This is a genomic window from Nocardioides baekrokdamisoli (assembly GCF_003945325.1).
GTDB classification, from domain to species: domain Bacteria; phylum Actinomycetota; class Actinomycetes; order Propionibacteriales; family Nocardioidaceae; genus Nocardioides; species Nocardioides baekrokdamisoli.
In genome coordinates, this window is sequence record NZ_AP019307.1 from 2,279,721 (window position 1) to 2,292,992 (window position 13,272).

General features: G+C 67.9%; 10 protein-coding genes. 9 read left to right on the forward strand and 1 reads right to left on the reverse strand.

The window, feature by feature from the left end; all coding sequences use genetic code 11:
• Nucleotides 1–94: 94 nt before the first annotated feature.
• From pstC to KCTC_RS11215, 8 genes are all read left to right on the forward strand, one after another.
• Nucleotides 95–1,099 carry a phosphate ABC transporter permease subunit PstC gene (gene pstC, locus KCTC_RS11180; RefSeq protein WP_125569347.1) on the forward strand — a complete coding sequence of 335 codons (1,005 nt, stop codon included), beginning with the start codon at nucleotides 95–97 and terminating at the stop codon, nucleotides 1,097–1,099.
• Nucleotides 1,096–2,337 carry a phosphate ABC transporter permease PstA gene (pstA, locus tag KCTC_RS11185; RefSeq protein WP_125569348.1) on the forward strand — a complete coding sequence of 414 codons (1,242 nt, stop codon included), beginning with the start codon at nucleotides 1,096–1,098 and terminating at the stop codon, nucleotides 2,335–2,337. The genes pstC and pstA overlap by 4 nt, the downstream gene beginning before the upstream one ends.
• The gene (locus KCTC_RS11190; protein WP_125569349.1) at nucleotides 2,330–3,985 is read left to right on the forward strand and encodes a substrate-binding domain-containing protein; all 1,656 of its coding nucleotides are present in this window, start codon (nucleotides 2,330–2,332) and stop codon (nucleotides 3,983–3,985) included. The genes pstA and KCTC_RS11190 overlap by 8 nt, the downstream gene beginning before the upstream one ends.
• Nucleotides 3,895–6,582, forward strand: a complete 2,688-nt coding sequence (locus tag KCTC_RS11195; RefSeq protein ID WP_125569350.1) for a hypothetical protein — start codon at nucleotides 3,895–3,897, stop codon at nucleotides 6,580–6,582. The genes KCTC_RS11190 and KCTC_RS11195 overlap by 91 nt, the downstream gene beginning before the upstream one ends.
• Nucleotides 6,583–6,706: 124 nt before the next feature.
• Nucleotides 6,707–8,665: a hypothetical protein gene (locus tag KCTC_RS11200; protein ID WP_125569351.1), complete on the forward strand. Its 1,959-nt coding sequence runs from the start codon at nucleotides 6,707–6,709 to the stop codon at nucleotides 8,663–8,665.
• Between the two features lie 2 nt (nucleotides 8,666–8,667).
• Nucleotides 8,668–9,702 carry a sortase gene (locus tag KCTC_RS11205; RefSeq protein WP_125569352.1) on the forward strand — a complete coding sequence of 345 codons (1,035 nt, stop codon included), beginning with the start codon at nucleotides 8,668–8,670 and terminating at the stop codon, nucleotides 9,700–9,702.
• A 15-nt stretch (nucleotides 9,703–9,717) separates the two neighbouring features.
• Nucleotides 9,718–10,566, forward strand: a complete 849-nt coding sequence (gene pstB / locus KCTC_RS11210; protein WP_125569353.1) for a phosphate ABC transporter ATP-binding protein PstB — start codon at nucleotides 9,718–9,720, stop codon at nucleotides 10,564–10,566.
• Entirely contained in the window at nucleotides 10,544–11,266 is a 723-nt protein-coding gene (locus tag KCTC_RS11215; RefSeq protein ID WP_125569354.1) for a lytic transglycosylase domain-containing protein, read from the forward strand. Before pstB ends, KCTC_RS11215 begins: the two co-directional genes overlap by 23 nt.
• Before the next feature lie 64 nt (nucleotides 11,267–11,330).
• Here the strand turns inward: KCTC_RS11215 and KCTC_RS11220 are convergent, their stop codons facing one another.
• Entirely contained in the window at nucleotides 11,331–12,554 is a 1,224-nt protein-coding gene (locus KCTC_RS11220) for an oxygenase MpaB family protein (protein WP_125569355.1), read from the reverse strand.
• A gap of 62 nt (nucleotides 12,555–12,616) precedes the next feature.
• Here KCTC_RS11220 and KCTC_RS11225 point away from each other — a divergent pair, with 62 nt between their 5' ends.
• Nucleotides 12,617–13,201 carry a TetR/AcrR family transcriptional regulator gene (locus tag KCTC_RS11225; RefSeq protein ID WP_197715180.1) on the forward strand — a complete coding sequence of 195 codons (585 nt, stop codon included), beginning with the start codon at nucleotides 12,617–12,619 and terminating at the stop codon, nucleotides 13,199–13,201.
• The last annotated feature ends 71 nt before the right edge of the window (nucleotides 13,202–13,272 follow it).

Consider the following 13,272-nt stretch of genomic DNA (forward strand, 5'->3'; position numbering starts at 1 on the left):
CCCGACACTCAGTCCGTTCTGTGGCCGCTTGAGCGGTCGTTTCAATCGTCGATTGAATGAGTTGACTTAGGTCTGTTTGGGGAGAGGGGGCCGGGTGTCGAGCGCTGCCGTCGAGGAGTACGTACTCGCAGACCAGCCGCGAAAGCTCACGGTTGTCCGCGACCTCCCGGACCGGATCTTCAAGATCGTCGCCACTGGCGGCGGTGTCACTGTGCTCGGGATCATGCTCCTCGTCGGGTTGTTCCTGACGCTGCGCGCCACCGATGCGATCGGCAACGCAGGGTTGTCGTTCCTCACCACCCAGGCCTGGGACACCGACAACCACCACTTCGGAGTCGCGGCCGTCCTCGTCGGCACGATCCTGATCGCCCTGGTCGCGATTTGCGTCGCCGTCCCGCTGTCGACAGCGACCGCCCTCTTCCTCACCGAGTACGCGACGCCCAGGTTGCGCAGCTTCCTGGTCGCGGTGATCGACCTGATGGCGGCGATCCCTTCGGTCGTCTACGGCCTCTGGGGCTTCTTCCTGCTGCAGAGCCGGGTGGCCCCGGTCTCGATGTGGATCTCCCGCCATTTCGGCTGGATCCCGATCTTCAAGGTCGACGGGCAGGATCCCAACAACCCGATCCCGTCCAGCGCCGCGTTCACGTCCTCCACGCTCATCGCTGGCCTCGTCGTCGGCATGATGGTGACCCCTGTCGTGAGCTCGATCATGCGTGAGGTCTTCTCGCAGGTCCCGCTGGGCGAGCGTGAGGGCGCACTCGGGCTCGGCGCCACTCGCTGGGGTGTGATCCGCTCGGTCGTCCTGCCGTTCGGCAAGGGAGGCATGATCGGCGGCACCATGCTCGGCCTCGGCCGCGCTCTCGGCGAGACGATCGCCGTCCTCATGATCGTGTCGCCTGTCTTCACGATCCAGCCGCACATCCTGCAGTCCGGCGCGATCTCGGTCTCGTCGCTGATCGCGCTCAAGTTCGGTGAAGCCAATCACTTCGGCCTCTCCGCCCTGATGGCAGCCGGCCTGGCGCTCTTCCTGATGACCTTGGTCATCAACTTCGCCGCATCGTCCATCGTCGCCCGGTCGCGGTCTGGAGCCAGTTCATGACGATCGTGGCGGAGAAGGCCGGCAAGCCAACGACTCACATCCCGCAGCACGCGGAGCAGCCGGCGACCGAGAGTCGTGTGGTCACCGCAGGCGTACGCATCGGCGACGCACTCTCGCTGAGTGGAGCAGCACTCGCCTCGTTCACCCTGACGGCGTTCCTGTCGAGTCAGATCGCGCCGATCCGCGGCTTCCTGGCGTTCTTCTTGATCGCGTACGTGCTGTTCGTCGGCATCTATGCGCTCATCGTGTCCTTCGACGAGACGCCCTCGGTCGTCCTGGACCGCGTGGTGGCTGTCCTCGTCCAGTCCGGAGCACTCCTCCTCGTGTTCACCCTCGGGACCGTACTGATCTACACGGTCATCCGGGGCGGGCATGCCTTCATGCACTGGAACCTGTTCACGCAGGACATGTCGACGACCGGCCCACTGGATGCGCTGTCGAAGGGCGGTGTCTGGAACGCGATCTACGGCACGTTCATCCAGATCTCGATCGCGCTCGCGATCACGATTCCGCTCGGGATCACCACGGCGCTGTTCCTGTCGGAGTTCCCCAGCCCGTTCACGAAGTTCGTACGCACCATCGTCGAGGCGATGACCGCGCTGCCGTCCGTGGTCGCCGGTCTCTTCATCCTGGCGTCGTTCATCCTCGCGCTCGGTTTCCAGAAATCAGGGCTTGCGGCCGGCCTGGCGATCTCCGTGATGATGCTGCCGATCATGATCCGTGCCTCGGACGTGGTCTTCCGGTTGGTGCCGAACACTCTCAAGGAGGCCAGTCTCGGCCTCGGGGCGAGCCACTTCCGTACCGTCTGGACTGTCGTTCTGCCGACCTCGCGATCCGGCCTGATGACCGCGATCATCCTGGCGACGGCACGTGGTGTCGGCGAGACGTCGCCGGTCCTGCTGACCGCTGGCTTCACCTCGACGATCAACTACGACCCGACCAGCGGACCGATGCCATCGCTGCCGCTGAACATCTTCGAGTTCACCAGGAACAGCCCGACGCAGGTCATGATCCAGCGTGGCTTCGGCACCGCCCTCGTCCTGATGTCGCTGGTCCTGATCCTCTTCATCGCGGCGCGCTGGTTCGGCGCGCAGACCGTGGCCAAGAAGGCCGAGCGCAAGCGCAAGCGCGCCCTGCTGGTCCGTCGTGTCCGCAACCTCCTGTCCACGGTTGGCCAGCGCTCCAGCGCGCCGACCGAGCCCGTATCCGAGACCGTTCCTGGGAGCTCCCATGTCTGATCTGATCCGTCGCCGCGTTGCGGCCGTTGTGATGGCGGTGCTGAGCACGCTGGCCGTCGTCGGTGTGGTCGCACCGTCGTTCGCCGACTCCTACACCCCGATCACTGGTGAGGGTTCGTCGTGGGCCTCGAACGCCATCCAGGACTGGGCCGCGGCGGTGCACAGCTCGGGCATCCAGGTGAACTGGGCACCGAACGCCTCCGTCACCGCCCTGACGAACTACGCCAACGGGAACTCGGACAACTTCGTCGCCTCCGACGTCCCGTACGGACTGCCCGGTGGTCAGACTCCCGGCGTCCCGGGCCGTGGATTCGGGTACGTCCCGGACGTCGCCGGTGGTACGGCGCTGATGTACAACCTGTCGGTCGGCGGACAGCGGTTCACCAACCTCAAGCTGTCGGGCCCGGTGATCGCGGGCATCTTCCAGGGCACGATCAAGCTCTGGAATGACCCGCAGATCAAGGCGTCCAACCCGGGCGTCGCCTTACCTCCGCTGCAGATCACCCCGGTGATCCGTGCCGACCAGTCCGGCTCGACGTACCAGTTCTCGCTCTACCTCGCCAAGAGCTTCCCCGGTCAGTGGCACTGCGGCGCCTTCACCGACCCGTCCAGGTGCAGCAGCTGGGCGAGCCTCAAGGGCCAGAGCGGTGACTCCGGCGTCGCCGGGTACGTGTCCCAGTCGGGCAATGTGGGATCGATCGGCTACGTGCAGTATTCGTACGCGCTCCAGAGTGGCTACCCGGTCGCGAAGGTGCTCAACAACTCCGGCTACTACGTCTTGCCGACCGCCTCCAACGTGGCTGTCGCCTTGCTCGGCGCCAAGGTGAACATGAACGCCTCGGACCCCAGCAACTACCTGACCCAGGATCTGTCGGGCGTCTACACCTCGGGCGACCAGCGCGCGTACCCGATCTCCTCGTACTCCTACTTTGTGCTGCCGACCGCGACCACCAACGGTGTCTCCACGACCACGGGCCACACGATCGCCGCGTTCGCGAACTACGCCCTGTGCAGCGGGCAGAAGGACATGCCGACCCTCGGCTATTCGCCGCTGCCGATCAACCTCGCCAAGGCAGGGCTCGACCAGGTGAAGAAGGTCCCCGGTGCGTCCACTGCGAGCATCAACATCAACAGTTGCAACAACCCGACGTTCTCCGCGAACGGGACGAACACCCTGGCCCTGAACGCGCTCTACCCCGACCTGTGCGACAAGCAGGGTGCGGCGGCCAGTTGCTCCTATGGCAAGTCATCCCACGGGACGTCCTCCAGCTCGGCCGGTCAGGGCGACAACAACGCGGTCGGCAACCACACCAGCGGAAGCGGTTCGAGCGGCGGGAGCTCTCCGGTCGTCGGCGGCGGTGGCAGCGGTACGACCGGCGTACCCGGCAACACCACGCCGGGTGGCACGGGAAAGGGTGGCGCGGGTGGCGGCAGCAACAGCCTCAGCCTGACCAACCCCAACGGGCAGTACACCTGTGATCCCGACACCGGTCAGTGCACCAAGTTGTCGGCGACGCCGACGCTCGTCTCCGACCACGCGGGCTCGACGTTCGCACAGTGGGCGATCTGGGCGGCGCTGATCGGCGTGGTCGCACTGGTGGCGGCGCCGCCGATCACGGTCCTCCTCAAGCGGCGGGCGGCCCGCTGATGCGTACTCCGTGGTTCGTCCGAGGGCGACGCAAGTACGTCGCCGCGACGCTGCTGGTGGCCGATCTGTCAGTTGGTTGCTGGTCGGCTGCGATGGCCATCGGGGCGTCCTCCTCGGGTGTGACGACCACGACCGGCAGCACCGGTCAGGTCGCCGGCGTCGCGAGTACGTCCTCGAGCCAGGTCGTCGTCCACTGGAAGGACGGCCGGACCCTCGACCCGTCGGACAAGAACCAGTCGCAGTTCTCGAACCTGCAGCTCACGGTCTCCCAGACCAAGGACCTGACCGACCAGGGCCTGTTGGTGTCGTGGGTCGGCGGCAAGCCGACTGCGGGCAGTGGTGCCCCGTCGGACTATCTGCAGATCATGCAGTGCTGGGCCAGCCCGGGGTCGGCTCCGACGCCGCAGCAGTGCCAGTGGGGTACGCCGAACGCAGCGAACGCCGTGCAGACCGGCCTCGCCGCCTCGAGCCGCGACCTCCTCATCGGCCAGCAGGCCGACCCGAAGCAGCTGCCGAGCGGCACCTGCACGGCGGAGTTCACGCACCACCAGTTCGGTCAGCCGGATGGCTGCACCGTTCCGTTCTGGTCCGCGACCGACCCGCACAAGTCGACGTTGGGCTGGACGAACGACCAGTACAACGCGCCGCCGTTCACCCCCGCCCAGTCCAACGAGGTCACGTACGCGCGCACCGCAGACGACGGCACCGGGCAGTACATCTTCAACCTGCAGAGCGCGCTCACCGCTCCGTACCTCGGGTGTGGCAACCAGGCGCTCCACGCCGCCGGTGACACCTGCTACCTCGTGGTCGTTCCGCGTGGCGAGTACAACCTCAACGGTGAGCTGGCGGCGAATGAACCGAACGACGGTAGTTACGGCAGCAACTTCGACTACGTCGCCGGGTCGCCGCTGTCGGCGTCGGCCTGGCAGGACCGCATCCAGATCCCGCTGAGCTTCACCCCGATCGGCGCCGACTGCAAGCTCGGCTCCTCGACGTACGCGACCGCCGGCACGGAGTTCGTCGGCAGCGTGTTCGCGTCCTGGCAGTCGGCGCTCTGCCGGCAGGGCACGACCTTCGGGTACTCCCGGATCACCGACCCGCAGGCGCGCCAGGCGTTGGTGCCCGGAGGCGGACCGGTGATGACCTACCAGTCCGCACCGCTCGACTCGGGCGCCGCCGGGAGCTCCACACTGGTGTACGCCCCGGTGGCGAACTCCGCGATCGTGTTCACGTACCTGATCGATAAGAACTACGTCAGCGACCCCAAGCACCTCAACCCCGACTACGGCAAGAACGGCACCCAGGTCACCGACCTGAAGCTGACGCCACTCATCGTGGCCAAGCTGCTCACCCAGTCGTACCGTTCGGACACCCCCGGTGACGGCCACGGCGCGGGTGCCACCGTCCCGTCGACCAACCCGGACAGCCTGCTGCAGGATCCTGACTTCCTGGCGCTCAACCCGGACTTCAAATTCTTCAACGCCACCCAGATCCCGGATGGCCTGATCGCGCCGTTCGGCAACTCGGATGCGGCCAAGCAGGTCTGGGCCTGGCTGCGCTCCGACAGCGCCGCGAAGCGCTTCCTGGCCGGGCAGAAGGTCGACGGAGCCTCGATCAACACCGCGTACGCGGGCTTGAATCTGGCAACCGACGCGTCGATCAACTCGTTCCCGAAGAACGACCAGACGTCCTACCTCGGACCGGACTGGCCCAAGCCCGGCTACGGGACCCTGGACATGCGCCCGTACGCGGCGAGCTTCGCCGACGCGGCGCTCAAGGTGGTCAACGCGAACTCCGGCAAGAAGACGATCTTCGACCCGACCCTGTCGCCGCCGCAGGCGGTCGGCTCGGGGGCGCAGACGCCGGGTGTGCGGTTCGAGATCGCGATCACGACCTCCGAGGCGGCCGCGCTCTACGGCCTGCCCAGCGCTGCCGTCGTCCCCGATGCGAACGCATCCAACCCGGGTGTGCTGCCGACCTCGTCGTCGATCGCCGCGCAGATCGCCGGCGCTTCGGTCCCGACGTCCGTCACGGGCGTCTTCGGGGTCGACCCGGGCGCCCCGGTGAACGGCGGCTATCCGCTGGCCCTGCGTACGTACGCGGCGGTCAACGTGTGTGCCACGGCCCTCCCTGCACTCAAGGCAGACGCGCAGTTCCTGGCGTACGCCGCGGGAGCCGGTCAGACCCCCGGTACGCAGCTCGGACAGCTCCCCCCGGGGTACTCGTCGCTCACCTCGGCCGACAAGACGCTGACCAACGCTGCGGCGGCGACGCTGCGGGCCGAGGTCGCCTCACCCAAGTGCAGCCAGCACACGACGCCGAAGCCGACCGCGACGGCGACCCCGTCGTCCAGCGGCACTGCTGCCGGAAGTGGAGGCTCGGTGCCGAACGGAACCACGCCGCCGGCATCCAGCGGGGGAGCAGTTCCTTCGAGCACGAAGACGACCGTTGCCGGTGACGCGCTCCCGGGCGGGATCACACCGATGGCCAGCATCTCTGCGGCGGGTCAGTACGGCCTACTGGCGGCGCTGTGTTTCTTTGCTCCGTGCGCCGTTGTTGGCCCCACGTTGTTGCGCGCGTCACGTAGCGGGTCCTGATGCCCGCCCTGCGTTCACGCCCTATTCACCCGATGCTCCCCAAGCGGCTCCATCGCACACCTAGCGTCCTTCCGCTGGCGCCGTCTATCAGCGGCTCGGTCTCATCTTTCTGGAAGGAAATTCGATGAAGGTATCCACCTTCAGCAAGGCCACCATCGGTCTTGCTGCGGCTGCCACGATGGGCTTCGGCCTCGTGGTCCCCGCCGCCAACGCCGCGGCTGCGGCACTGACCGCAACGCAGGAGGACCCAGCGGTCTCGGCGATCGGCCCCAACACCCTCGTGGGCGTCGGCTCCGACACGATCCAGGACGTCGAGTACGGCGTCAGCCAGGACCTCGGGTCGACGCCTGATGGCAAGCTGAACCTCGCGTCGTGGACCGCCACGGGCACGACCGCGATCACGTACCGCAGCGGTGGCGCTCCGGCTGCCCACCCGAATGGCTCGGGCGCGGGTTACACCGCCCTCAAGGAATCCCTCGGCATCAGTACGACCGGCAGCGACGGTGTCGCCCGCGGTGACATCGACTACTCCCGTGCTTCTGGCTTCCAGGGCACCGAGGCGACCAACAGCGGCAACGCCAACGTTGCCGGCGCCGGTGTCGTCACCGAGATCCCGTTCGCGATCGACTCGATCAGCTTCGCCGCTCCGGCGGGCAGCCCGTTCAAGCTCACCAACGGTGGCCTCGGTCTGACGCTGGCCAACCTGGCCGACATCTACCTCGGCAACGTCAACGAGGTGAACACCACGACCGGTGCCCTCCAGGCTGAGACGGTTGCGGGCACGCCCGACGCCGGTTTCATCCCGATCCAGGCGTACCTCCCCAAGCCGGGCTCGGGCAGCCGTCAGTTCTTCCTGAAGGACCTGAACGCGGTCAACAACGCCGTGCAGCTCGGGTCCAACAAGGGCGACAGCTTCCAGACCACCAACGGCACGCCGACCGCGACCGGTGCGTACATCGGTAACACCGACCTGGCCGGCAACCCGGTCCAGGAGCACGACGGCACCGCGATCCTCGAGCCGAACTCGGCCTCGGTCGCGACCATCGCGCCGTTCTCGGGTGCGAAGTTCATCGGCTACCACAACGGCCTGATCGCTGACCCGTCCACCAAGGTCGCCGGTACGGACTACGTCCTGGTTCCGTTCGACTCGGCCGTCGGTGGCACCGCCCACTCGGTCCTGCCGTACACCGACAACGGTGGCGTCTACTCGCCGAACGCGACCTACAAGGCGGATGGCTCCGAGACCGTCGGTGCCAACACGGCCAAGCTGACCCGTGAGGTCTTCAACATCGTCGCGACCCGCGCGATCAAGAACCCGAACGCCAGCGTCAAGAACCGCGCGCTCTACGACACCTTCGTCGGTGGCGGCTCGAAGTTCTGCCTCGACTCGGCGACGATCCAGGCGTACGGCTTCATCAAGGACTCGAACTGCGGCAACATCAGCCGTTCGGCTGACGTCGCCTCGACCCCGACGGTCGGCACGCCGGTCATCACGGGCGCCGTGGCGGGTCGTACGGCATCGTTCGTCTTCCCGGTGACCTCCAACAGCAACGGTGGTGGCACCCTCGCGGTGACCATCAACGGCAACGTCTACAACACCACCGTCGCCGCTGGTTCGACCACGGCCGCTCCGATCGCGGTCCCGACCCCGGCCGCCGGCACCTTCCAGTACGGCACCGGCGCGAGCGACGGCTTCACGGCCAACCTCGATGGTGTCGGCGCTGCGCCGGTCAACCCGAACCCGGCCACGCCGCTGACGTACTCGGTCGCCAAGTCGACCGCGACCGTCTCCGCTTCCGCGCTGAAGATCGTCCACACCTCGACGGGTGGCTACACCATCGTTCGCGTGACGGCTCCGGGCCTGGTCCCGACCGGCAACGTGGGTGTACAGCTCCGGACGTCCACCGGTGTCGTGAAGTACGCCTTCCCGTGGAAGGCGCTGGGCTCCGGCGGCGCGCTGAAGTACGCCTTCGGCAAGGCGCTGGCCAAGGGCACCTACGTGGTGTGGGTGACCTACGGCGGCAACGGCAACATCAACGGTGCGGGCTGGACCAAGACCGCAGCCGTGATCACGGTCATCTGATCTTGACCGAGACTGCACCGCACGACGTGGACACCGCCCCGGCTTCGGCCGGGGCGGTGTTCCGCCGTTCCTTCAACTCCTTGCGACACCTCGCGGCGCCTGGCCCGGGCGGCCGCCGTGTCGTGCCCGCCCGCATCGGCACCACCGCCGCCCCGGCGGATCTCCGCCGAGCGGTCCCGCGCCCATCCGACACCATGCTCCTGCGCGTGTCCGGCTGGGCCATGATCATCGTCGCCGCACTCTTCGCTGGTCTGGCGCTCCATCTGGGAGTCATCTCCCAGCTTGCCGAGCACCGCAGCCAGAGCGTGCTCTACAACGACTTCCGTGCCCAGCTCGCTCTCGGCACGGCCCCGATCGGCCAGGTCGACAGCAACGGCGCCATGCTCAAGCCCGGCGCACCGGTCGCACTCCTCCGCATCCCCGCCCTCGGCATCACCGACACCGTGGTCGAGGGGACGACGGGATCCACCCTTCTCGCCGGCCCGGGTCACCGTCGCGACACCCCGCTTCCGGGTCAGCAGGGCGTCAGCGTCGTGTACGGCCGCCAGGCCGCGTACGGCGGTCCGTTCGCTGACATCGCCTCCCTCAGGCCGGGCGACACCATCCTCACCACGACCGGTCAGGGTCTCGCGACGTACCGCGTCACCGACGTCCGGTACGCCGGCGACCGCTCGCCGGCACTGGCCTCGGCGACGGCCGCCCGCCTCACCCTCGTCGGGGCGACCGGCATCCCGTTCGTCTCGGGCGCGGTCGTACGCGTCGACGCCGATCTGGTGGGCAAGGCGTACCCGACCCCGCAGCCGGTGCTCGGAGCCGCGGCACTGAGCCCGGCCGAGCAGCCGCTGGCGTCCGACGCCGGCGGCTGGCTCCCGCTGTTCCTCTGGGGCGAGCTTGCCGTCGTGGTCGCTGTGGGCATCGTGCTCGCGCTGCGACGCTGGGGTCGCTGGCACACCTGGGTCGTGGGCGTACCCGTGATCCTGATCATCGGCGTGGAGATGGCCAAGCAGGTCGTCATCGTCCTGCCGAATCTCTACTGAGCTGCAAGGAGAACCATGAACGACGAGACGCTGGTGATCGCCGAGAGCGCCGCCGACCTGGAGAGGCAGGCCACTGCCGCCCCGGCCGCTCTGGCGACACTCGAGGCCCGCGATGTCTCCTGCTGGTTCGGCGACCGCAAGGTCCTCGACCGGGTGTCGCTGACGATGCCGGCCGGCAAGATCACCGCCCTGATCGGCCCATCGGGGTGCGGCAAGTCGACCTTCCTGCGGACCCTCAACCGGATGCACGAACTCGTCCCGATCGCCTCGCTCGCCGGGGAGGTGCTGCTGGACGGCCAGGACATCTACGACGCATCCGTACGCATCACCCAGGCTCGCCGGGACATCGGCATGGTCTTCCAGAAGCCGAACCCGTTCCCGGCGATGTCGATCGAGGACAACGTGCTCGCGGGGCTCAAGCTCACCGGCAAGAAGGCCACCAAGGACGAGAAGGAAGAGCTCGTCGAGCACTGCCTCAAGCTCGGAGGCCTCTGGAACGAGGTCAAGGACCGTCTGGACGCGCCCGGCGGCGGCCTCTCCGGTGGTCAGCAGCAGCGCCTGTGCATCGCGCGCTCCATGGCGATCAAGCCGCGCGTACTCCTCATGGACGAGCCCTGCTCGGCGCTCGACCCGACCTCCACCCGTGTCATCGAGGAGACGATGAAGACGCTGGCCGAGGAGGTCACCATCGTCATCGTGACCCACAACATGCAGCAGGCCGCGCGTGTGTCCGACCAGACCGCGTTCTTCCTGGCCTCGCACAACACCCCCGGTGTGATCGTCGAGTACGGCGACACCCAGGCGATGTTCGAGAACCCGCAGGATCCGCGGACCGCTGACTATGTCCACGGCCGCTTCGGCTGAGCCCGGGTCGCTGCGCCGCCTCTGGTTGTTGTCGGCTGCGCTGTTCGTCCCAAGTCTCGGCGCCGGTCTCGCGTTCGCGCTCTCGGTCGGCTCCGGGTCGCACGCCAGTGTGTACGCGGCCTCGCTGCCGGACGGGTCGTCCGTCGTCCCCACGGCTGAGGCGCCGCGGCTCGTGCTGGCGGCGAACTCCGAACCGACCGTCGACCAGATCAGCTCAGCCTGGGTGAACCGCACCGCGAACCGGACCGGGATCCCCGCGACGGCCGTGCGGGCGTACGCCGCCGCCCAACTGGCGTCCCCGGCCGCGTGTCATCTCGGCTGGACCACGCTGGCCGGCATCGGCTGGATCGAGTCGGGTCACGGCACCCACGGAGGCAGTGTGCTGCAGGCGAACGGGGAGACGACCGGTGCCATCACTGGACCGGCGCTCACCGGCGGCCTCGGCCGGGCGATGGGACCGATGCAGTTCATCTCCGACACCTGGAACCGCTGGGCCGCTGACGGCGACGGCGACGGAACCGTCGACATCAACAACATCAACGACGCGGCGTACACGGCCGCGCGGTACCTGTGTGCCGGCGGGCGCGACCTCTCGAAGGCGTCGGCCTGGGCTGCGGCGATCTACTCCTACAACCACGCGCAGTGGTACGTGGACGAGGTGTACAAAGCCGCCAACACGTATGCCTCCCGCGCGGGCTGACCGCCGAGACCCGGCATCCGTCAGCCCGAGACCCGACGTCTGCCGCGCCGAGACCCGACATCCGTCAGTAGGGCAGGTCTCCGACCGCCTGGTCTGCGCCGCGGAAGGTGCTGGACAGGGTGCGGCTCCGTACGCGCTGCCCCCAGGCCTCGAGCTGACGACGACCGTACGGAGTCCGCGCGACGACCTGATAGCGCACCAGGTTCATCGGCACGATGTACGCCAACGCCCACGGCGGGCGCCGCGGCAGCCCGAGGTCACGCATGCTCGTCGGGTTCAGCAGCACCGTCATCATGCTGAGCATCCGCTCGCGCTCGTACCGTGCCCGTAGTGGCATCAACACCGTCGGCCAGCCGGGATAGATCCGGTCGGCCTGCAGGTCGACGGCGGACTGGGCGAGCGCCGGGCCTGCCTCGGTGAGTGGCCCCTGGGCGCGGAGCACGTGGTACGCCATCCGGTACCGGTCGCGCTCCGACGTCGACCAGAAGTCGGGATCGATGCCGAGCAGATAGCCGACGTACCTCCACAGATGCATGTACGCCTCCGCCTCGCGGCGGGTGATGCGTACGCCCAGCGCGCGACACCCGAGCAGCACGGTCGCATCGAACAGCGCAAGCGTCGAGGCGAGATCGGTCTGGTTGATCGGCAGGCCCCAACGCGCGTTGTCCCATCGCTTCTCGTAGCCGGCGTTGACCATCGCATGCATCAGCCGGACGTGGGCGGTCAGCCGCCAAGCCTCCCCGCCGGGCAGGATCGAGCCGGGATCACCGATGGTGGCGGTCCACTTCTGGGTCTCGGCCAGCCGGCGTACGGAGCCCTCCCCGGTCAGCGCGCCGGTGGCCACCAGCAGGTCGGTCGGACCACCGAACCGGTAGCCGCCGATCAACGAGAGCTGCAACAGGATGTCGGCGATGTTCTGCCCCAGACGCCGGCTCAGGAGGGCGCCCTCGACGAGCTGGTCGCGGTCGACCCAGCCGGGCACGGCCGTGAGCTCGCCGAAGTACGCCTTCAGCGTCGGAGCCGCGTCCGGCATCTCGTCGATGCCGCGCTCCAGTGCCTGCTGGAACTGCGCCCGGCTCACCGCACTCGGCTCGCCCTCTCGCATTCGCATCGCCTCGACCAGCGAGGCGCCGAGCTCGTCGCGTTCCAGGAATCCTCGACCGATCCGGTCCATCAGATCCTCGTCGAGACTGCGTACGCCTGCGATGACCCGCAGCGCACGACCAAGCCGGGCTCCGCGTGCCTCGCCCTCACGGAACCGGGTCGGATAGATCGGCATTGTGACCATGCCTTCATGGTGATACGAGCGATTACTCGCATACAAGTCGCATTTCGTCGCATACTGCGACCATGCGAAAAGTTCCGACACAGCAGCGATCCCGCGACATGGTCGAGCGGATCGTCACAGCCGGTCGTGAGGTGCTCGTGAGCGACGGGTACGACGCGTTCTCCACCAACCGGGTCGCGGACGTCGCGGACATCAGCCCCGGGTCGCTCTACCAGTATTTCCCGAACAAGACCGCGATCATCGACGTCGTCATCGACCGCTACATGGCGAGCATGAGCGAACAGGTGGTGGCGGCTCTCGGGGACCGCATCGCCGGCCCGCCGGAGGACCTCGTACGCGGCGTCCTCGATGCGCTGGTGTGCGCGCTGGAGTCCGACGCAGCACTGCTGCACGTGGCTTACGAGGTCCTGCCGCTCGCGCGCAACAACCCTGCCCGCGCGGCCGTGGAGCAGCGGGTGCAGCAACTCGCCACCGCCTATCTGGCTGTCCGCGGTCTGGTCCCGGCACCGGCCACCGCAGCCTGGGTGATGGTGCTGGCGATCGAGAACCTCGCCGTGCGGTGGGTGATCGATCGACCGCCGATCTCGCGCGAGGCCTTCCTGGACGAACTGGTCGCGCTCGTCACGGGCTACCTTCCGCTCGGCTGACGGGCCTGGTCGGGTCTCGGGGGCTCGGGGCCCCTGAGGATCATGCGTCGTGAGGCCCGGGCTAAGGTTCA

Coding starts and splice junctions, on each gene's coding strand:
- KCTC_RS11200 (WP_125569351.1), top strand. CDS start 6,707: ATGAAGGTATCCACCTTCAGCAAGGCCACCATCGGTCTTGCTGCGGCT.
- pstA (WP_125569348.1), top strand. CDS start 1,096: ATGACGATCGTGGCGGAGAAGGCCGGCAAGCCAACGACTCACATCCCG.
- KCTC_RS11220 (WP_125569355.1), bottom strand. CDS start 12,554: ATGGTCACAATGCCGATCTATCCGACCCGGTTCCGTGAGGGCGAGGCA.
- KCTC_RS11225 (WP_197715180.1), top strand. CDS start 12,617: ATGCGAAAAGTTCCGACACAGCAGCGATCCCGCGACATGGTCGAGCGG.
- pstB (WP_125569353.1), top strand. CDS start 9,718: ATGAACGACGAGACGCTGGTGATCGCCGAGAGCGCCGCCGACCTGGAG.
- KCTC_RS11190 (WP_125569349.1), top strand. CDS start 2,330: ATGTCTGATCTGATCCGTCGCCGCGTTGCGGCCGTTGTGATGGCGGTG.
- KCTC_RS11215 (WP_125569354.1), top strand. CDS start 10,544: ATGTCCACGGCCGCTTCGGCTGAGCCCGGGTCGCTGCGCCGCCTCTGG.